The following is a 19735-nucleotide window of genomic DNA, read 5'->3' on the forward strand; positions in this document are numbered from 1 at the left end:
CGTCAGACCCCCCGTCGGGATGCCGGCATCACACGGGCCAGCACCAGATTGATGATCAGGTTGAAGGAGACGACCAGCACGATCGACACCACGAGGACGCCCTGCACCGCGGGTACGTCGCCGGCCTGTGCGGAGTCGTTGGCGAACCGGCCGAAGCCCTGGAGGCCGAAGATCCACTCGGTGATCACGGAGGCGCCGACCAGCGCCGGGAACTTCTGCCCGACCGTGGCGAGAGCGGGCCCGATGCCGTTGCGCAGGACATGGCTGAAGAAGATCCGCCGAGGGCTCAGGCCCCTCACGACCGCGCCCGTCACGTAGTTCTCGCCGTACGCGGCGACGAGGCTGGAACGCAGCTGACGCGCCACGTCGGCGACGACGTCGAAGCTCAGGGCCAGTGCGGGGAGCGTGATGTGGGCGATCCAGGGGCCGAATCCCTGCTCGGCCGGGATGTATCCGGCCGAGGGGAACAACTGGAGCTGGACGGCGAGGACCGAGACCAGCACGATGCCGACGACGAAGGCCGGCATCACCGAGATCACCGTGACGAACCCCGTGATCGCGCGGTCCAGGAGGGTGGTGCGCCGGAGCGCCGCCACCGTACCGAGGAGGAATCCGACGACCACGCCGATGATCAGCGCGAAGGTCGCGACCGAGAGGCTGACGCCCAGGCCGAGGCCGATCAGGGTCGAGATGTCGGCCCCGTTGACCCAGCTGGAGCCCAGCTCTCCGTGCAGTACATCGGTGAACCAGTTCCAGTACTGGGTCAGGAAGGGCTGGTCGAGCCCCCATTCGGCCTCGATGCGATGGATCGCCTCAGGGGTGGCGTCCTCGCCCAGCTGGATGCGTGCGGGGCTGAGTCCGCTCATGGCCCGCAGCGCGAACGTCACGAAGGTCGCGACCAGGAACACCGGTACGAAGATCGCGACCGACCGGCCCAGGGCGGAGGCCATGCGTCCTGCGGCGTGCCGCGCCCTCGCCCCGGCGATCCTGCGGCGGCGCTCGGGAGTCACCTCCGCGGTGGTCGTCGTCATGGGGCTGCCTCCTCTCTGCAGTGGTGGGAGTGGGTGGAGTGGAGTGGGTGGAGTGGACGGGGGGTCAGGAACCGCTGGAGACGGTCACGCCGGTCCAGTCGATGTGCGCGGGGTTCTTCGGCAGACCGGAGACGGACTTGCTCTTCGCGAAGAGGTTGGGGGAGGAGAAGGTGAAGATCAGCGCCTTGCTCGCGAGGCCCGCGCGCGTCGCCTCCTGGAGGACCCGTGCGTAGTCGGGCGCGTCCAGGGGCGTCTGACGGACCTTGGCGACGGCCTTCTCGAAGCCCTCCGGCTCGTAAGGGCTGCTGAGGTTGAGCGGGCCGTCGGGGCCGAAGTGGGCGGTGAGGGTCTGCACCGCGGAGTCGCGTCCCGTGGTCGAGTAGAGCGAGAAGGCGAGGTCCTTGGCGAAGAACGGGGTGGCCCAGTTCTTGTCGATCTTGATGGTGACCTTGACGCCCACGGCGGCCAGTTGCGACTGGACGATCTCCGCCTGGGGGTCCTCGGCGGGGATGACCAGGTCGAGCTTGAGCTCTCCCGGCCGGTGGCCCGCCGTGGCCAGGAGCTTCTTCGCCTTCGCGGGATCGTAGGGGTAGGCGTTCTCCGACTCGGCGTCGTACGCCACATAGCCCTTGGGGAACGGCTGGTCGGTCGCCTCCCCGCGACCGAAGGTCAGCTTGTCGACGAACTCCTCGCGGTTGACCGCGTAGCGGAAGGCGTCGACGACCCTGTCGTCGTCGAAGGGGGCCTTGTTGACGTTCAGGCTGATGTTGGAGGCGTTGAATCCGGGCTGGGAGAAGACGTCCAGCCCCGCCTTCGCGGCGGCGTCGGCCTGACTCGGCTCTATGTCCGCGAAGTTGTAGACGCCGGTCTGCAGGCCCGGGACGACGGTGGAGGCGTCGGGGGCGGACACCAGCTCGACGTTGTCGATGTGGATGTTCTTCGCGTCCCAGTAGTCGGGGTTCTTCCGCAGGACCGCCTTGGTGCCCGGGATCAGCTGGTCGATGACGAACGGTCCGGCACCGACGGGGTTCTGATCCAGCTTCGCGGGGTCCGCCGCGGCCTTCGGGCTGGCGATCTGCAGCACGCGCTCGCCGAGCAACTGCGGTATCTGGTAGTCGACTTGGGTGAGTTCCAGCGTCGCGTCCAGTCCGTCGGCCCGCACCGAACCGATCGACGTCAGGTCGCCGAAGAGTGCGGAGTTCTTCTGCTTCTGCGCCCGTTCGACGGCTGCCTTCACGGCCGCGGCGTCGACCGGCTCGCCGTCGCTGAACTTCAGGCCGGGCCGCAGGTGGAAGGTGATGCGGTCGCCCTTCTCGTTGTACTCCCAGCTCTCGGCGAGGTCGGGGACCGCCTTGCCCGTCTCGTCGGTACGGGTCAACGAGGCGTACACCAGGGCCAGTTCGCGGAACTGGGCGCCGCTTCCCGACACCACGGGGTCCCAGTGGCCGGGAAAGTAGGAGGAGGCCCACTTGAGCGTCGCGGCGCCGGCCGATGCGGAGCCGCTGCCGCCGCAGGCGCTCAGGGCCGGGACGAGCAGGGCGACGGCGGCGGTTCCGAGGGCCGCGGCCCTCAGGCCGCCCGCCTTGCGGGCCGACCGGACGTCCGGTCGGCGTCGGAGCGTGAGTCGTGCGAGCATCTCGTTCTCTCTGGTGGAGTCCCGGCCCGGAAGAGGGCAGGAGGAAGCGGAGGAGCGTGGAGGGAGCGGCGCGGCACTCGCACGGAACCGTCGCCGGGGGGTGCGGGCGTGCGTCGCGGGAACGCGTCGGCGCACGACGGGGCGGGAGCGGGGCCCTGGTTGGGCGCCGGGAACTCACGACCCGCGCGGGGTACGGCGAGGAGGCGTGACGGAAGACGAGGAGCTGACGCGAAGAGACAGGCGCGGATCAGGGGATCAGCGGGCCGGCGAACGGCCGGGGCTGACGACGGAGGTCGGGCGCCGCCTGTGGAGTGGAGGTGCGGGGGACGGTCAGCGACAGAGTGCGCTGGAGGTGCGCCGCAGGTCCACGTAGCGGCAAACCACACCGGGGTGCGTCGTGAGCATGGTCCTCATCCTGGCGGCGGCCATCCGCCTCTGTCAATGGACACCCATTGGTGTCTCATTGGGCGGGACGTCGCACCAACGGCAGCTCAGGGCCCTGCGGGAAGCTGGAAAGGGAAGCGCCGATCGGCTGACGCTTCATCAGGATGCAGCCACAGAGGGCCGTTCGGCCCGTCCACCCGCACCGCGCCGGGCGGCGGCCAGACCCCCGGCGCCAGGAACCGGCGCTCCGGCTCGGTCAGGCTCCGGTGGCGCTCCAGCGCCTCGGTGGGCGAGAGCGGGGCGGACGCCTCCAGCAGGCCGGGGCTCAGCTCCTCGAAGGCCGTCGCGTACGCCGCGTACGGCCGCCAGCCGGGGACGGTGCGACGGTCCGACGGGGTACGCACCAGCAGCGTCGGCAGCGCGTAACGGATGCCGCCGTCAGAGGTCTCCTTGGCCGAACCGGGATGCGGCGAGTCGCAGTGCACGGACCGCACTTCGGCGACCGGGCGCCGCGCCTCCGCGCGATCGCGCTCCACCCGTTCGCGTGACGCGGCGGACGCCGCGTCGGACCGCAGCCGGTGCGTGTCCACTCCCGGGACGCCCCGGGCGGCGGCCACCGCCCGTTCGAGGGTGTCCGCCGGGTCGCCCAGCACGAAGACGGTCTCCCGCAACCGCCGCAGAACGCCCTCTGCCACGCCCGTGCCCTGGAGTTCGGCGGCCACGGCGACCAGCGAGGAAGGCCAGGAGCTCGCCGCCACCCGTCCGAGCACGGCGGCCCGAGGCGCACCGGTGTGCGCGCTGATCTCCTCGACGTAACGCGCGTACCAGGCCGTCTCGGCCGACGGATCCGGCGCCGGGTCGTCCACCTCGTCGTCGAAGAGCACGGCGTACGCCCGCCGCCAGCGGACCCTGCCCGCCAGCGCCGTCCGCAGCCGCCGGAAGACCGGCTCCGAACCCCAGGCCCAGGGGCACATGGGATCGGTGTACTCGACCACCTCCACCGCAGGCGCGTCCCGTCCCCCCGCCGTCACGCGGCACCGATCGCGGACGGCTGCTCGCGCGCGTCGGAGGGCAGCAGAGAGGCGAGGCTCAGCCCGCCGAGCGTCGCGGCGGCGTCCGATTCGACCCGCCGCCACACGCCGGGCAGGCCCACGGCGGGGCCGGGATAGTCGAGTCCGTCCAACGACTCGCCCCGCAGGGTGATCAGTTCGCCGTCGACAGCGCGCACGACGTCCAGCAGGGCGATCTCGCCGGCGGGTCTGCCGAGCCAGTAACCGCCTTCGCAGCCACGCTGGCTGCGTACCAGGCCGGCCCGGCGCAACTCACCCACCACGGACTTGAGGAAGCGGAACGGAATGCGCTGTGCCGAGGCGATGGCTTCACAGGAGAGCGGACGGCCGGGATCACTCGCGAGCTCGAGAAGGGCGCGCGTGGCGTAGTCCGCCTTCGCGGAGATATGCATGGCCACATCATGCCCCCGCGGGCGGGCCCCGGGCGACGTTCTTTGTCCACTCCGTTCCTATGTTGCGGGAACATTGCCGCAGGTGAAGCGGAAAGGACACCTCTTGACATCCTTTTCGGGGGAGCCTTAGCGTCCCAGCCATGAGCGAGCCGCTGACGACCCCCGGTGAGGGGTTCCACCCTCATCTCCACGCGCAGCAGGGCAGCCCGACGGCCCCCTTGCGCACCCGCCTCCACCACATCCGGGCGGACGACCTCGACGGGGACACCGCGCAGACCGGCGGCATGCGCAGGTTCAGTGCCGTCAGCGGCAAGACCGTCGGCTCCGAGAAGCTGTGGATGGGCCAGACCCACGTGGCCCCCTCGACCGCCTCCTCCGACCACCACCACGGAGAGTCCGAGACCGCCATCCATGTGGTCAGCGGGCACCCGGAGTTCGTCTTCCTGGACGACTCCGGCGAGGAACCGGAGGAGGTGCGGCTGCGCACCTCGCCGGGCGACTACATCTTCGTCCCGCCGTTCGTCCCGCACCGCGAGGAGAACCCGGACCCCACCGAGGAGGCCGTGGTCGTCATCGCGCGGAGCACCCAGGAGGCGATCGTGGTCAATCTGCCGCGCCTGTACGCCCTGGGGCCGGACCAGGACGCCTGACGAACGCGACCCGTCCGTAGCCGGGTGGCGGAAGCGGGTGGCGTCCGGGAGTCCACCCGCAGGCCGGTCCGGTGCTCAGACAGCCGTGCGTGAACCCGGCGGCCACGGCCGCGGCCCGGTCGCTGACGCCGAGCTTGGCGTACAGGTGCAGGAGGTGGGTCTTGACCGTCGCCTCGCTGATGAAGAGGGTCCGCGCCGCCTCGCGGTTCGTCGTCCCCTGGGCGAGCGGTTCGAGGATCTCCACCTCACGCGCCGAGAGCGGCACGGGCGCGGGCCGCCCCACCCGGCCCATGAGCCGGGCCGCGATCGCGGGGGAGAGCACCGCCTGCCCCTGTGAGGCCGCCTCCACCGCGCGGAACAGCTCCTCCCGGGGCGCGTCCTTCAGCAGGTAGCCGGTGGCACCGGCTTCGACGGCCGGCCCCACGTCGCTGTCGGTGTCGTACGTGGTGAGCACCAGCACCCGCGAGGGCACCCCGCGCTCCGTCAGCTCCCTGATGGCGGCGGCCCCGTCGGTCCTCGGCATCCGCAGGTCCATGAGGACCACGTCGGGCCGCGGTCTCTCCGCGGCGGCGACGGCCTTCGCGCCGTCGGCTGCCTCGCCGAGGACCTCGAAGCGGGGGTCGGCGGTGAACATGCCCCGCAGCCCGTCCCGTACCACCGGATGATCGTCGACGATCAGCAGCGTGATCAATCCGCACCTCCCGCAGGGATGGCGGGGACGGCCGCGGAGATCGCGGTCCCGCCGCCCGGTTCCGATTCGACGACCAGCCGCCCCGCGAGGCGCTGCACCCGGCGGCGCATGCCGGCCAGGCCGAACCCGCCGTTCGCGGAGCCGTCGCCGCGCCGGGCGTCGGGGTCGAAGCCCACGCCGTCGTCCCGCACGTCGAGGGTGACCAGGTCCTCCATGTACGACAGGGTCAGTCCGACCCGGCCGGCCCGCGCGTGCTTGGCGACATTGGCCAGGGCCTCCTGCGCGGTCCGCAGCAGCGTCACCTCGACCTCGGCGTGCATCGGGCGTGCGTCACCGGTCGTGGTCAGCACCGTGTCGACGTGGTTGATCTCCGACCAGCGCCTGGCCACCTCACCGATCGCGTCCGGGAGCCGGGCATCGGCGAGCACCGCCGGTTCCACCGCGTGGACCGTGCGGCGGGCCTCGACGAGGCTCTCGCGGGCCAGGTTCGTCGCGTTCGCCAGGTGCCGGCCCAGCGCCCGGGGCTCGTCCAGGGTCTGTTCGGCGGCCTGGAGCTGGGTGAGTACGCCGGCCAGCCCCTGGGCGAGGGTGTCGTGGATCTCCCGCGCCATCCGCTGCCGTTCGTCCAGCACGCCCGCCTCCCGGGCCTGGACCATCAGCCGGGCGCGCAGACCGGCGTTCTCCGCCAGAGCAGCCTCCAACTTGGCGTTGGTCCGGTGGAGTTCGGACAGGGCCCGCTTCTGCTTGGTGTTGCGGTGGTCGTCCATCTCGACGAAGTGGAACAGCGCCCCCGCCAGCACCGCGGAGATCAGGCCGACGGCCAGCCACGCCCACCACACATGGGCGGCGTTGATGCCGGCCACGCCCCCCATGAACCCCGCCGCCGAGATCATCGCGGTGACGGCGGCGCCGACGTACCGGCGGCGACCCCTCAGGTACCGGAACGCCAGGGGGTAGCCGACGAAGTTGGAGAAGCCGTACCAGGGGGCGACGGCCACCAGGCAGGCGGACAACGCCATCAGACCGGCGAAGAACACCAGCGGGAAGAAGGCGAGCGATCCCATCGCGCCGGCGCTCCGGCCGGTCGGCGCGAGCGCGGCGACGAGCAGACCGACAGCGAACATCGCCGACGCCATCAGCAGGTAACCGAGCAGAAAGGCCGCGAGGTTGCGCGGCAGGTCCACGTCGAACGCCAGCCGGCCGATGGTCAGCATCACCAGCAACGTCACCAGGGACAGCGCCGTGGCCATCAGCAGTTGCGCGCCGAGCATCACGCCCGGCGCGACCGGAGTCGTCCGCAGGCGCCGCAGGACGCCCTTCTCCCGGTAGGAGGCGAAGAGCTGGGACAGCCCGCTGAGCGCGAACAGGGCGATGCCCATCGAGACGACGATCGGCAGGTACAGGGTGATGGGCCGTACGCCGCCGAGCTCCGCGCTGTCCTCCCGCATGGAGGGGATGAGGCCGAGTACGACGAGCAGGACCGGGGCGAACGCGAGCGCGAAGAACACGACGATCGGCTCGCGGAGGAAGAGTCTGGTCTCGGTGGCGGTGAGCCGGAGCAAGGGGGACACGGCGGGACTCCTCGGGATTCGGCGGGTGGCCGGTGAGCGCGGCTGCGGGTTCTACAGGCCGGTGGGCGGAGTTCAGGGTTCGACGGGGTGGCCCGTGAGGGCGACGAACGCGTCCTCCAACGAGACCTGTTCGACCCGCAGGCCGAGCGTGGTGATCCGCCGGTCGGCGAGCAGCGTGGCCACGGCGGACAGCGAGTCCTGCTTGCCGGTGACGACGACCTGCGGACCGGCCCATTCGACGGAGTCGACCTCCGGGAGCGCGGCCAGTGCGGCCAACACGGTCTCGTCCGGCGGCCCGGACGGCCGGAACCGGATCCGCTGCCCCTGGTCGAACCGCGACACCAGCCCGGCCGGGGTGTCGAGCGCGACGACCCGGCCCGTGTCGATCACGGCCAGCCGGTCACAGAGCCGTTCCGCCTCGTCCATGAAGTGCGTGACCAGCAGGATCGTCACGCCCCGGTCGCGGATGCGCTCGATGAGGCCCCACACGTCGCGGCGCGCCTGCGGGTCGAGACCTGTCGTGAGCTCGTCGAGCACCGCCACCCGAGGGGTGCCGAGCAGCGCGAGGGCGATCGACAGCCGCTGCTTCTGCCCGCCGGACAGCCGCCGGAACTGCGTGCCGAGCTTGCCGGTGAGGCCGAGGATCTCGGCCAGCTCCCGCCAGTCGGCCGGCCGGCGGTAGAAGGAGCTGTACAACTCCAGAGCCTCCCCGACCTCGAGCTTGTCGGGCAGCTCGCTCTCCTGGAGCTGCACGCCGAGCAGCTGCCGCAGTTCGGGGTCGTCGTCGCGCGGGTCGATGCCGCAGACGCTGATCTTTCCGCTGTCCGGGGTGCGCAGCCCCTCGACGCACTCGACGGTCGTGGTCTTGCCCGCCCCGTTGGGACCCAGGATGCCGAAGATCTCGCCCTGCTCGACGGCGAAACTGACCCCGTTGAGCACGGAGTGGTCGCCGTAGCGCTTGACGAGGTTCTCCACCTCGATGATTGCCATGGCAGCAGCGTGGCAGCGGGCGCCCGTGCGCCGGATCGACCGGACGGCCACATCCACCGCGTCCCGCATCGTTCTGGCGTACCCCCGGCTCGGAGGCGCCCCGCCTCAGCGGCGCAGGCGGGCCCGTACGAGAACCGCGTCGTGGTCCGTGTAGGTGGCGGGCTCGACCGTCACCTCGGGCGCGGCGAGGTTGCCGTACACGTGCTGGATGCCAGGGGACTGGGTGGCGGCGTCGTCCGTCAGCGTCCACATGCCCCCGGGGGCGCAGGAGGCGTGGCGGTTGACGTCACCGGCGAAGATCGTCCGGCGGCCCCGCTCGGCGAGGACCGCGGCGAGTTCGGCGCACTGCACCGAGTTGGTGCTGCCGGCGGCCTCGCCGTCGGTCGACAGGTGGCTGCCGCACACGTTCACCCCGCGAGCCGTGGTGACGCACAGCCAGCGACGCTCCTCGACACCGCTGAACACCGAGTAAGCGGCGTCCTCGGAGGAGCGGATGGCGTCCTTCGTGAGGACCGCGTTGCCGAAGACACCGCGCCCGGTGGGCGTCTTGCAGTCCAGCGGCGCGCCCCGGTAGACGACCGTGGCGAACCGGTACCGGTAGCCGGTACGCGCGGCGATCTCGGCGACGTCGGCGCTGCACGCCTCGTTGAGGGTGACGGCGTCGACGCGGTGGGCCCGGACGCGGTCGACGACCTCGTCGAGGACCTTCGGGTACTCGGTGCGGGCGTAACAGCCCGCGTACCCGCTGGAGCACAGGTTCATCTGGAGCAGCGAGAACGCCGCCCGGTCGCCCCGCCCGCCGTGCGCGGAGGCGTGCGAGCCGTGCGCCCCGCGCGACGGGCCGGACGGGCCGGACGGGTGTCCGGCGGCCGAGGCGGCGGTGGGCGGGACCAGGACCGCGGCGAACGCCAGCAGGGCGAGAGTGAGGGCGCGCAGGCGCGCCGCCGTGAAGTGGATCATGACGCGAGTGTGCTGACCGGCCGGTGGCGTGAGAAGTGGTGCGGGGATCTGTTCACCGATGGTTCCGGAGGCCGTCACCGGCCACCGGAACCGGCCACCCGCCGTTGCCCCGCACGCAATCCCTCGTCCGCCCGGCCCCCTGCCCGCGGGACGTCTCAGATCCCGAGCACGTCCTTGATGGTGCGCAGGACGCCCTCGTCGGTGTGGGCCGGGGCCGTGTGGCGGGCGCGGCGGAGGATGTCCGGGTGGGCGTTGGCCATGGCGAACGACCAGTCGGCGGTGTCGAGCATCTCCAGGTCGTTGAGGTAGTCCCCGAAGACCATGGTCTGCTCCGGTCCGATGCCCAGGCGCTGCTGGAGGCGGCGCACGGCAGCGCCCTTGTCGGCGGTGCGGTTCATGACGTCGATCCAGAGCTCGCCCGAGACGACCACCTGATGGGTGTCGGAAAACGCTTCCAGGGCGCGGGCGGCGCCGTTCTCTGCCCCTCCGAAGTCGAGGACGGCGACCTTGATGATCTCGTCGTCCACCGAGGTCGCGTCGTCCACGACGCGGTGCGCCCGGTAGTACTTGGCGACCTGGGCGAGGAACGCCTCGTCGCCGCGCTCGGTGTACGCCGAGCGCTTCCCGCAGACGACCACGCCGACGTCCCGGCCCTCCTCGGCCAGCTGCCGGACGCAGGTGACCAGCCGGGCGGAGACCGCCGGGTCGATCGGGTCGGACGACAGCTCGACACCGTCGCGTACGACGAGGGCGCCGTTCTCCGCGATGTAGACCATGCCCTCGTCCGCGCCCTCGAACAGGTGGGCCAGCGTGGCGTACTGGCGGCCGCTGGCGGGACTGAAGACGATGCCGCGACGGCCCAGTTCCTCCAGCAGGGGCCACAGGCCCACCGGTACGTTGCCGTCGGCGTCCAGCAGGGTGCCGTCCATGTCCGTGACGATGAGCCGGATGTCGGGGACGGCGGGCGGACGCGGGTCGTGGCGGGTGCTCATGGTGATCCTGGAGTTCGACGGGTGGGGCGTCCGCACCGTAACCCCCACGACGCCCGGCGGATCGGTCGGGGGCGTACTGCCCTCCGCCCGATCCGCCGGACACAGCCCGACGGGTCCCGCCGGACACGGCCTACGCGGTCTGTCCGGCCCCCGAGCCGCTCACCGACGCGGCCTTGATGCCCTTGGTGATGGTGTCCAGCACGGAGAGCTTCGGCGCCTTGGCGTTGATGTCGAACCCGGACCGGACGACCACCATCAGGTCCTTGCTGTTGGGGGAGGGGAAGGCGAGCGATTCGACGTACCCGTCGTCGCCCTTCTTCGTGACCACCTTCCAGCGCACCAGATAGCCCTTCTGGCCCGCCACGGTGACGGCCTCGGACTTGAGCTGCTGGTGGGAGGTGATGCCCTCGTAGATGTCCGATCCGTAGGACTCCTCGGCGTTGACCGAGATGTCCTTCTTCGCGGCCGCCTCGGCGGTCTTCTCCGTGTTCTTCAAGGCAGCCGCGGGGGCCGAGAACACCCCTCCGCGCACGCAACTCTGGCTGGTGTCGCCGGGGCAGGCGTACTCGCCGGTCGTCAGGTTCGCGCCGACCGTGCCGGACTCGCCGGTCCAGCCGTCCGGCACCGGCAGGCTGATGCCGCTGGCGATGTCGGTCGCGTAGCCGTCCTCGGTCGGGATCTGCGGCGACTCGGGCGCCTGGTCCTGGCCGCCGCTGCCGTCGCTTCCGCCGCCGCTCTGGCCGCTTCCGCTTCCGCCGTCACTGCCGCTGCCACCGCTCTGGCCGCCGCCCCAGCCGCCGCCGCTCTCGCCGCTGCCGCCGGATCCGCCCGGCGTGCCCTGAGGGCCGCTGCCGCCGGACGGGGGGCCGTCCGACCGCGCGACCGACGAGGCGGACTGCTTTCCGTCGCCGTGCCCCAGCGCGTACGCGCCACCACCGACGGCGGCGAGAACCACCACGCCGACGGTGACGCCGACGCCGATGCGGATACGGCGGCTACGGACGGCGGCGGGTGCCACGCGGAGCTGGTCGGTCCACTGGGTGCCGTCCCACCAGCGCTCCTGCGCGGGGCCTATTCCTGAATACCCGGGGTCTGGATGCCAGCCGGGCGGGCTCGTCTGGTTCACACGCGTACCGTATGCGGACTGAGTGAGAATCACATGAAATGGCTGGTGTCCTTTCCCTCAGCAGCGGGCGGCGCGTCCGCTGAACCCTTTGCCCGCTCAGCCCAGCAGGGCCGCCGTAGTAACGGTGACCGGCGCCGCGAGCACCGTCGAGAGCAGGATCGACTCCCGGGCCAGCCGCACGCCCGTCCCGTAGTGCGAGGCGTAGGTGAAGAGGTTCTGGGCGGCCGGAAGACCGCTGGTCACCACCACCGCGAACAGGGGCGCGCCCTCCAGCCCGAACACCCCCGCGGCGAGCGCCCAGGCGGTGAGCGGCTGGGCGAAACTCTTCAGCGCCACAGAGAGCAGCACCGGACCCCGGTCCCTGCCGCGACCGGGCAGCTCGCTGCCGCGCAGCGAGATCCCGAAGGCGAGCAGCACGCCCGGCACCGCGATGCCGGCGATCAGCGTCACCGGTTCCAGCACGGGCCCGGGGACGCGCCACCCCAGGACGCTGACCAGGACCCCGGCGAGCGAGGCCAGGACGATCGGGTTGCGGAACGGCGTGGTGAGCAGCCGGACCAGGGAGTCCCGTTCGCCGGGGCGCGAGGTCTCGATGACGGTGAGCGCCACGGGGGAGACGACCAGCTGCTGGAAGAGCAGGATCGGCGCGATGAGGGTGGCGTCCCCCAGTACGTACACGGCGATGGGGATGCCGAGGTTCCCGGCGTTGACGTAACAGGAGCAGAGGGCGCCTATCGTCGTGCGGCCCACGCTCCAGCCGCGTACGGCTCCGACGGCGACGAAGGCGCCCGCCACGACCAGGGTGGAGAGCGCGGTCACCAGCAGGGGCAGCGACACCATGACCGACAGGTCGGCCCTGGTCATCGTGGTGAACAGCAGGGCGGGTGAGGCCACGTGGAAGGAGAGCCGGGTGAGCACGGGCTGCCCGTGCTCACCCAGCAGGCCCGACCGGCCGATCAGGTAGCCGACGGCGATGATGCTCGCGATGACACCGAAACCCTCCAGGACGCCGCTCATCGGCGGCCACCGGGAGAGCGGAGGGGAGCGGGGCGGAGGGCGGCGCGGGCCGGCGATTTTCGGTGTGGCATACACGCGACGTTATGGAGCGTGGGCCCCGCCGCACAAGGCGTCACCGATCGCTCCCGCTCTTTGGTCCGACCACAGGGCGTGTGTGACATAGTCGGGCCAAGTGATCCGGGGGCCCGGGCGGCCATGCCCGTCACCGGGGCGGACGCGGACCGCCGGCGCGACCGGCCCGACCAGGGAGTGGCGGATGCCCGTCGAATGGGAACCCGTACGGCAGTCCCGTACCCATGAACTCGTCCTGCGCAGCATCGAGGAGCGGGTGTTCGCCGGGGAGCTCAAGGCGGGCGACCGCCTGCCGCCGGAGCGCGAGCTCGCCCCGGTGCTCGGCGTCAGCCGGTCCGCCCTGCGCGAGGCGCTCCGGGTGCTGGAGACCATCGGCGTCCTGGTGGCCCAGCCCGGCCGGGGGCCCGACTCCGGGGCGCGGATCGTGCGCAACCCGGACGACGCGCTCGGGCGGCTGCTCCGGCTGCACTTCGCGCTCGGCAGCTACAGCCTGGAGGACGTCATGGAGGCGCGGGTCGTCCTGGAGCGGTCCGGCTTCGAGGCCGCCGTCACCCACGCCCGCGACGAGGACCTCGACGAGGCCGAGTCCCTGGTCGCCGGAATGGCGGAGCCGGGCGTCGGCGTCACCGCCTTCAACGACCTGGACACCCGCTTCCACGTACAGATCGCCCGCTGCTCGGGGAACGCGCTGACCTCCACCCTCACCTCCGCGGTGCGCGAGTCCGTACGGCCGCTGATCCTGCGGGCGCTGGAAGAGGCCGAGGACTGGCCGGCCACCGCCGCCGCACTCAACGCCGAACACGTCGAACTGCTCCGACTGGTACGCGCCGGACGGGGAGCGGAGGCGGCCGACCTGGTCGAGCGCCACATCCGCAGCCTGCACGGCACGCTCGTCGACGACAAGGAATAGGTGGTCTTCCGCCAGGGGCGCGCGTCCCTCTTCGTCCGGGGAACTTCACTCGGAGACCCATCGAGAGTATGGTCCGACCATACAAAGGACGTAGAAAACGATCGAGGAGGCTCCATGCGCGTCGGGCTCTTCGCCACCTGTCTGGGAGACACCCTGTTTCCCGAGGCGGTGAAATCCACCGCGGTGCTGCTCGCCCGCCTGGGCCACGAGGTGGTGTTCCCGCCGGGACAGACCTGCTGCGGACAGATGCACGTCAACACCGGCTACCAGCGCGAGCCCGTACCGCTGGTCCGCAACTTCGCCGAGCAGTTCGGCGACACCTCCATCGAGGCCGTCGTCATGCCGTCCGGCTCCTGCGCGGGCTCGGTCCGCCACCAGCACCGCATCGTCGCCGAGCGGTACGGCGACGCCGCGCTGCGCGCCGGGGTCGCCACGGTCGAGGCCAAGACGTACGAACTGTCGGAGTTCCTCGTGGACGTCCTCGACGTCACCGGAGTCGGCGCGTACTTCCCGCACCGCGTCACGTACCACCCCACCTGCCACTCGCTGCGGATGCTCCGCGTCGGCGAGAAGCCGCTGCGGCTGCTGCGCGCCGTCGACTCCATCGACCTCGTGGAGCTGCCCGAGGCCGACTCCTGCTGCGGCTTCGGCGGCACCTTCGCGGTGAAGAACGCCGAGACCTCCTCCGCGATGCTCCAGGACAAGATGCGCAACATCGGCTCCACCGGCGCCGACGTCTGCACCGCCGGCGACTCCTCCTGCCTGATGCACATCGGCGGCGGGCTGCACCGCATCAAGTCCGGCACCCGCACCCTGCACCTCGCGCAGATCCTCGCCTCGACCCGTACCGCGCCCTACGCCCTGACGGAGGCCGCCGCCGTATGAGCACCTTCCTCGGTATGCCCGCCGCACCGCCCCGCTCCCCGTACGGAACGGGCAACCTGCGCGGCGAGCGGAAGTTCCCCGCCGCCGCCCACGACGAGCTGCGCAACGACCAGCTCCGCCGCAACCTCGGCAAGGCCACCCGCACCATCCGTACCAAGCGACTCAACGTCACCGGCGAACTCCCCGACTGGGAGTCGCTGCGCGACGCCGGAGCGGCGATCAAGACCGACACCATGAACCGGCTGCCCGAACTCCTGGAGCAGCTGGAGGCGAAGGTCACCGAACACGGCGGCACCGTCCACTGGGCGCGCGACGGCGCCGAGGCCAACGAGATCGTCACCCGCCTGATCAGGGCGACCGGCAGCAGCGACGTGATCAAGGTCAAGTCCATGGCCACGCAGGAGATCGGCCTCAACGAACACCTCGAATCGGTCGGCATCACGCCCTACGAGACCGACCTCGCCGAACTCATCGTGCAGCTCGCCCACGACAAGCCCTCGCACATCCTGGTCCCCGCGATCCACCGCAACCGCGACGAGATCCGGGAGATCTTCCTCAAGGAGATCCCGGGCGTCGACCCGGACCTGGACAACGTGCCCGCGCACCTCGCCGCCGCCGCGCGCGCCTATCTGCGCGAGAAGTTCATGACGACCAAGGTGGCCGTCTCCGGCGCCAACTTCGGCATCGCCGAGACCGGCACCCTCTCCGTCGTGGAGTCCGAGGGCAACGGCCGGATGTGCCTCACCCTGCCCGACACCCTGATCACGGTGATGGGCATCGAGAAGGTGCTGCCGCGCTACGCCGACCTCGAAGTCTTCCTCCAGCTCCTGCCGCGCTCCTCCACCGGCGAGCGGATGAACCCCTACACCTCGACGTGGACCGGGGTGACCCCCGGCGACGGCCCGCAGGCGTTCCACCTGGTGCTGCTCGACAACGGCCGGACCGCCGCCCTCGCCGACAAGGTCGGACGCGAGGCCCTGAACTGCATCCGCTGCTCCGCCTGCCTCAACGTCTGCCCGGTCTACGAACGCGCCGGCGGACACGCCTACGGCTCGACCTATCCCGGCCCGATCGGCGCGGTCCTCACCCCGCAGCTCGCCGGGATGCATGCCGCGAAGGACGACCCGAACAGCTCGCTGCCGTACGCCTCCAGCCTCTGCGGCGCCTGCTTCGACGCCTGTCCGGTCAAGATCGACATCCCGTCGCTGCTGGTCGAACTCCGGCACCAGAACACCGAGCAGTCCGGTACGACGGCGGAGAAGCTCGCCATGAAGGCCGCCGCCACGGTGATGAAGAGCCCGAAGCTGTTCACGGCGGCCCAGAAGGCGGCCGGACTCGGCCGGATCGTCGCCGGCAAGGACGGCACCATCGGACGGGTGCCCGCGCCCTTCGACGGCTGGAGCGACAGCCGGGACACCCCGGCCCCGCCGAAGCAGACGTTCCGCTCCTGGCTGGCCTCGGCCGAAGGCGCCGCCACGATGAAGGCGGCGGCCGACGAGGGCGCCGCCACGAACGCCGCCGACCGGCGCCCCACCGACCCGACGGAGGACGAGAAGTGACGACCGCACGCGACACCGTCCTCGGCCGGGTGCGCGACGCCCTGGCCCTCGCCCCGGCCCGCCCGGTCACCGTCCCGCGCGACTACCGCACCGGACGCACCCTCCCCGACGCCGAACGGCTCGACCTCCTCACCGACCGGCTGGTCGACTACAAGGCGCGGGTCCACCCCTGCACCGCGGACCGGACCGCCGAGGTGATCGCCCAGGTGCTGCGGGAGCGCGGCGCCCGCCGGATCGGCGTACCGGCCGGGCTCGACGCGGGGTGGCTGGCGGCCTGGGACGGGGAGGTCCAGAGGGACTCCGCCGACATCCCGGCACCCACGCTCGGCGAGCTCGACGGCGTCGTCACGGCGTCCGCCGTCAGCTGCGCGGAGACCGGCACCATCTTCCTGGACGGCTCCGAGGACCAGGGGCGCCGCGCGCTCTCCCTCGTCCCCGACCTGCACGTCTGCGTCGTCGATCTCTCCGCGGTGGAGGTCGGGGTCCCGGAGGCGGTCGCGCGCCTGGTGCCCGAGCGGCCGACGACCCTGATCAGCGGGCCCTCGGCCACCTCGGACATCGAACTGGAGCGGGTCGAAGGGGTGCACGGCCCCCGGACGCTGGTGGTCGTCATCCGCACCGACGTCTGACACCCGCTCGCGAACGGCCGCTCGCGAACGGCCGCACGCGATCGGCCGCACGCGATCGGCCGCACGCGCCCGGCCGGGCGCGGCGGACGGGGGGAGCCGTCCGCCGCGCCCGGCCGTTCGCGGTCAGCGGGTGCCGTGCTCCACGGACACCGACGTCGGCGCCGACCCAGGCACCGTCGCGGAGGCGGCGGCCGATCCCGGGCCGAAGGCGATCCGGGTGACCGCGCCGTCCTCGGCCCAGGCCACCTCCACCGTGTCCCCGGAGCCGTCGGCGTCCGCGGCCACGTTCACCCCGCTCACCGCCGTACCGACGGGGGCCGGGTCCGCCTCGCCGGTCAGCGAGGCCAGGGCCACCAGGACCACCGTGCCCTCGGCGTCCGCGGCCAGCCGGGGCATGACCGCCCAGCGGGTGTACGCGGTGCCCTGCGGGGCGCGTACCTCCTCCTCGGACTCCCAGCCGTACAGCCCGTGCAGCAGGGAGCGCGGCGAGGCGCCGGGGGCCGTCGCCCATCCGGTCTGCTCGACGCGGGCACCCGCCGGGACGCCGAGCAGCCGGTGCACCCGGAGTTCGTAACGGCCCCGGACGAAGGTGACGCTCTCCACCCGCAGCCCAGGAACGGCCGGCGGCTGCCCGGGGAAGACCGGCATGTGCCAGGAGGCCGCCCAGCCCCAGCCGTCCCCGTGCCCGGCGCCCAGCGGGCGGATCCGGCGCCGGACGCTGCGCGCCCCGCCGACCCGGACGGAGAGATGGTTGTCCGCGACGTTCGCCGCCGACGAGGGACCGGTCGCCGTGGAGTACGCGAACCGCCCGTAGTGCGGGTCCGCCTCCGCGGCCGACTCGCCCTCGTGCGGCCGGACATGGTCGCTGCCGTGGTTGTGCAGCCGGACGATCCCGTCCGCCCGGGTCGACTGCACCAGCAGCCCCGGCGCCGGCACCGACAGCACCCGGTCCGGGCCCTCGCTCGGCGCGGCCTCCTCCGGCGCCGTCCACAGCGGGTGGTCCGCCGGAGCGAGCAGCGACACGAACGCCTTCGACGCCCAGTACGGCGACGCCGGACCCGAATAGTGCTGGAGCGTCGCCTCGTGCGGACCGTGCCACCCCAGGTTCAGCAGCCCGTCGTCACCGGTGGCGCCCCGCTCCAGGAAGTACCGCAGCGAACCGCTGACCAGCCGCCGGGAGGCGCCCGGGGAGAGCGGGGTGTGCCCGGAGACCGCGCCCATGCCGACCGCCGCGCCCGCCGCGAACCGGTAGGCGAGGGAGCGCCCGAAGTGCAGCGGCGCCCCGTCCGCGCCGAACATCAGCGAGAAGCTCTCCAGGTGCTCGCGCAGCCGCCCGCCGTAGTGGGCCAGCAGCTCCTGGTCGCCGGAGAGATGGGCGTCCAGCACCGGATAGAGGTGCAGTGCCCAGCCGTTGTAGTGGTCGAAGGCGCGCCCGTCGCCGTCGGCGTACCAGCCGTCGCCCCGGTACCACCCCTCCAGCAGGTCCAGCGCGCGGGCCCGTACCCGCGCGGTCCGGGCGTCGCCCCGGCCCACGGACTCCAGGAACCCGGCGACGGTGAAGGGGAAGAGGTACCAGTTGTTGGGTGCGGGGGTGTGCCGCAGCGCCCCGCGCAGCCACTCCTCGGCACGGTCCTGGACAGGGCCGTCGAGCCGGTCCCAGAGCCACGGGCGGGTCACCCGCAGACCGAGGGCGACGGACGCCGACTCCACCATGGGCTGACCGAAGACCGTGTGGTCGCGGATGAGCGGCCAGGACTCGGTGTCGTCGCGCCCGGGGGTGCGCGTACCGGCGGCGAGACCGTCCGCGTACCGGTCCAGCCAGCCGTGCGGGTCCTTGCCCTCGGCGCCCGCGACCCGGAACGCGGCGGCCAGGAAGGTGCGTGCGTACCCCTCCAGCCCGTCGGAGCGGACCCCGGAGCCCGAGGGGCGTCCGGGCAGGTCGAGCAGGGCCCGGCCGGGGGTGGCCCACCGCCAGGCGGCGTGCAGCAGACCGTCGGCGGCGGCCTCCCAGTGCGCCCGGGTGTAACCGGTGAGGGGGCTGAGCGCGCGGTCGTCGGCGGGGAGTACGAAGGGCATGGGGGCGGGGTCGGTGGTCATGCGAGGAAAGCCAGCCTTTCCGGTCGTACGGGATGGGCGAAACCGTCGCCCGCGGCCCAGCGCGCGACCTCACCGGTCGCCAGATCGGCCAGCCGCCGCCACTCGTTGCCCTGGGACCCGGCGAGATGCGGGGTGATCAGTACGTTCTCGCACTCCCACAGCGGGTGGTCGGCGGGCAGCGGCTCCGGGTCGGTGACGTCGACGACGGCCCGGATGCGTTCTTGGCGCAGGACGTCGGTGAGGGCGTCCTGGTCGACGACCGCACCGCGCGAGGTGTTGATCAGCGTGGCGTCCGGCCGCATCGAGGTGAGCAGTTCGCGGCTGACGAGCCCGCGCGTTCCGGCCAGCAGCGGGGTGTGGACGCTCACCACGTCGCTGCGGTCGAAGAGTTCGGCGAGCCCGGTCCCCTCGACGCCGAGCGACGCCGCCTCCTCGGCCGACACGTACGGATCGTGCAGCAGCACCCGCAGGTCGTAGGGGCGCAGCAGCTCGATCACCCGCCGGCCGATCAGCGAGGCGGACAGGATGCCCACGGTACGGCGGTAGTTGCCGACCTCGTCGGGGACCCGCAGCCAGTCGCCCCGGTCGCGGGCGACGCGGAACTCCCGGGCGCGCTCCAGCACCCGCTTGCCCGAGAGCAGGATCATGGCGACGGTGTACTCCGCCACCGGCAGCGCGTTGGCCGCGGCGGCCGAGGAGACCGCGATCCCGCGCGCCCAGCAGGCGTCAGTGACGAGGCCGCGCACCGAACCGGCCGTGTGGACGACGGCCCGCAGCTTCGGCGCCGCCGCGAGGACGTCCTCGTCGATCGGCGGGCAGCCCCAGCCGGTGACCAGGACCTCCGCGTCGGCCAGCGCCGCGCGGGCCCGGTCGGTGGTGAAGTCGTCGAGGGCGGGCGATGGCGCGAGGTCGCAGACCTCGCCGAGCGCGGCGAGCGCCTCCGGCGGAAGCACCGCCGCGGCCGTGTCCGCTTTCATGGCGAGCACGGCGCGCGGTCGGCGGGGTGTGCCCGGTGGGCTGATGGCAGCGGAACTGTGCATGTCTCTCCTGGTACGGGGCGGTCCGCGACGGCC

17 protein-coding genes and 1 pseudogene are annotated in these 19735 nt (G+C 72.3%); 5 read left to right on the forward strand and 13 right to left on the reverse strand.

Annotation, left to right across the window (positions count from 1 at the left end; translation table 11 throughout):
- Positions 1–2 precede the first annotated feature (2 nt).
- The 4 genes from OG599_RS30755 to OG599_RS30770 all read right to left on the reverse strand — a co-directional run bounded on the left by OG599_RS30755 (position 3) and on the right by OG599_RS30770 (position 4513).
- Complete coding sequence (locus OG599_RS30755) at positions 3–1031, reverse strand: ABC transporter permease (protein WP_442809597.1); 1029 nt, start codon at positions 1029–1031, stop codon at positions 3–5.
- A 64-nt stretch (positions 1032–1095) separates the two neighbouring features.
- Positions 1096–2667 carry an ABC transporter substrate-binding protein gene (locus OG599_RS30760; RefSeq protein WP_327179238.1) on the reverse strand — a complete coding sequence of 524 codons (1572 nt, stop codon included), beginning with the start codon at positions 2665–2667 and terminating at the stop codon, positions 1096–1098.
- Positions 2668–3158: 491 nt separating this feature from the next.
- On the reverse strand, positions 3159–4025 hold the full coding sequence (locus OG599_RS30765; RefSeq protein WP_327180252.1) for a DsbA family oxidoreductase: 867 nt from the start codon (positions 4023–4025) through the stop codon (positions 3159–3161).
- Positions 4026–4078: 53 nt separating this feature from the next.
- On the reverse strand, positions 4079–4513 hold the full coding sequence (locus tag OG599_RS30770; RefSeq protein ID WP_327179239.1) for an RrF2 family transcriptional regulator: 435 nt from the start codon (positions 4511–4513) through the stop codon (positions 4079–4081).
- A 140-nt stretch (positions 4514–4653) separates the two neighbouring features.
- Between OG599_RS30770 and OG599_RS30775 the strand changes: the two genes are divergently transcribed.
- Positions 4654–5163, forward strand: a complete 510-nt coding sequence (locus OG599_RS30775; protein ID WP_327179240.1) for a cupin domain-containing protein — start codon at positions 4654–4656, stop codon at positions 5161–5163.
- 76 nt (positions 5164–5239) lie between these two features.
- Here OG599_RS30775 and OG599_RS30780 read toward each other — a convergent pair.
- From OG599_RS30780 to OG599_RS30810, 7 genes and pseudogenes are all read right to left on the reverse strand, one after another.
- A pseudogene (locus tag OG599_RS30780) lies at positions 5240–5854 on the reverse strand (response regulator); the annotation flags it as partial.
- Positions 5851–7425, reverse strand: coding sequence for a histidine kinase (locus tag OG599_RS30785; RefSeq protein WP_327179241.1), 1575 nt, complete (start codon positions 7423–7425; stop codon positions 5851–5853). The gene OG599_RS30785 and the pseudogene OG599_RS30780, both read right to left, overlap by 4 nt.
- Before the next feature lie 72 nt (positions 7426–7497).
- Positions 7498–8415 (reverse strand): ABC transporter ATP-binding protein, encoded by a 918-nt coding sequence (locus OG599_RS30790; protein WP_327179242.1) that lies wholly within the window; start codon positions 8413–8415, stop codon positions 7498–7500.
- Positions 8416–8520: 105 nt separating this feature from the next.
- Positions 8521–9375 (reverse strand): endonuclease/exonuclease/phosphatase family protein, encoded by an 855-nt coding sequence (locus tag OG599_RS30795; protein ID WP_327179243.1) that lies wholly within the window; start codon positions 9373–9375, stop codon positions 8521–8523.
- Between the two features lie 155 nt (positions 9376–9530).
- Positions 9531–10367: a Cof-type HAD-IIB family hydrolase gene (locus OG599_RS30800; protein ID WP_327179244.1), complete on the reverse strand. Its 837-nt coding sequence runs from the start codon at positions 10365–10367 to the stop codon at positions 9531–9533.
- 130 nt (positions 10368–10497) lie between these two features.
- Positions 10498–11493, reverse strand: coding sequence for a DUF2510 domain-containing protein (locus OG599_RS30805; RefSeq protein ID WP_327179245.1), 996 nt, complete (start codon positions 11491–11493; stop codon positions 10498–10500).
- A 96-nt stretch (positions 11494–11589) separates the two neighbouring features.
- Positions 11590–12510, reverse strand: coding sequence for an AEC family transporter (locus OG599_RS30810; protein ID WP_327179246.1), 921 nt, complete (start codon positions 12508–12510; stop codon positions 11590–11592).
- A gap of 256 nt (positions 12511–12766) precedes the next feature.
- Here OG599_RS30810 and OG599_RS30815 point away from each other — a divergent pair, with 256 nt between their 5' ends.
- The 4 genes from OG599_RS30815 (at position 12767) to OG599_RS30830 (ending at position 16565) form a co-directional block, all read left to right on the forward strand.
- Positions 12767–13492, forward strand: a complete 726-nt coding sequence (locus OG599_RS30815) for a FadR/GntR family transcriptional regulator (protein ID WP_327179247.1) — start codon at positions 12767–12769, stop codon at positions 13490–13492.
- Positions 13493–13606: 114 nt separating this feature from the next.
- Complete coding sequence (locus OG599_RS30820) at positions 13607–14377, forward strand: (Fe-S)-binding protein (RefSeq protein WP_327179248.1); 771 nt, start codon at positions 13607–13609, stop codon at positions 14375–14377.
- The gene (locus OG599_RS30825; RefSeq protein WP_327179249.1) at positions 14374–15936 is read left to right on the forward strand and encodes a lactate utilization protein B; all 1563 of its coding nucleotides are present in this window, start codon (positions 14374–14376) and stop codon (positions 15934–15936) included. The genes OG599_RS30820 and OG599_RS30825 overlap by 4 nt, the downstream gene beginning before the upstream one ends.
- On the forward strand, positions 15933–16565 hold the full coding sequence (locus OG599_RS30830; protein ID WP_327179250.1) for a LutC/YkgG family protein: 633 nt from the start codon (positions 15933–15935) through the stop codon (positions 16563–16565). The genes OG599_RS30825 and OG599_RS30830 overlap by 4 nt, the downstream gene beginning before the upstream one ends.
- 123 nt (positions 16566–16688) lie before the next feature.
- On the opposite strand, the gene OG599_RS30835 is transcribed toward OG599_RS30830, so the two are convergent.
- Positions 16689–18662: a DUF2264 domain-containing protein gene (locus tag OG599_RS30835; RefSeq protein WP_327179251.1), complete on the reverse strand. Its 1974-nt coding sequence runs from the start codon at positions 18660–18662 to the stop codon at positions 16689–16691.
- Positions 18659–19702: a hydroxyacid dehydrogenase gene (locus OG599_RS30840; protein WP_327179252.1), complete on the reverse strand. Its 1044-nt coding sequence runs from the start codon at positions 19700–19702 to the stop codon at positions 18659–18661. Before OG599_RS30840 ends, OG599_RS30835 begins: the two co-directional genes overlap by 4 nt.
- Positions 19703–19735: the final 33 nt, after the last annotated feature.

The sequence above is a fragment of the Streptomyces sp. NBC_01335 genome, assembly GCF_035953295.1.
Taxonomy (GTDB): domain Bacteria; phylum Actinomycetota; class Actinomycetes; order Streptomycetales; family Streptomycetaceae; genus Streptomyces.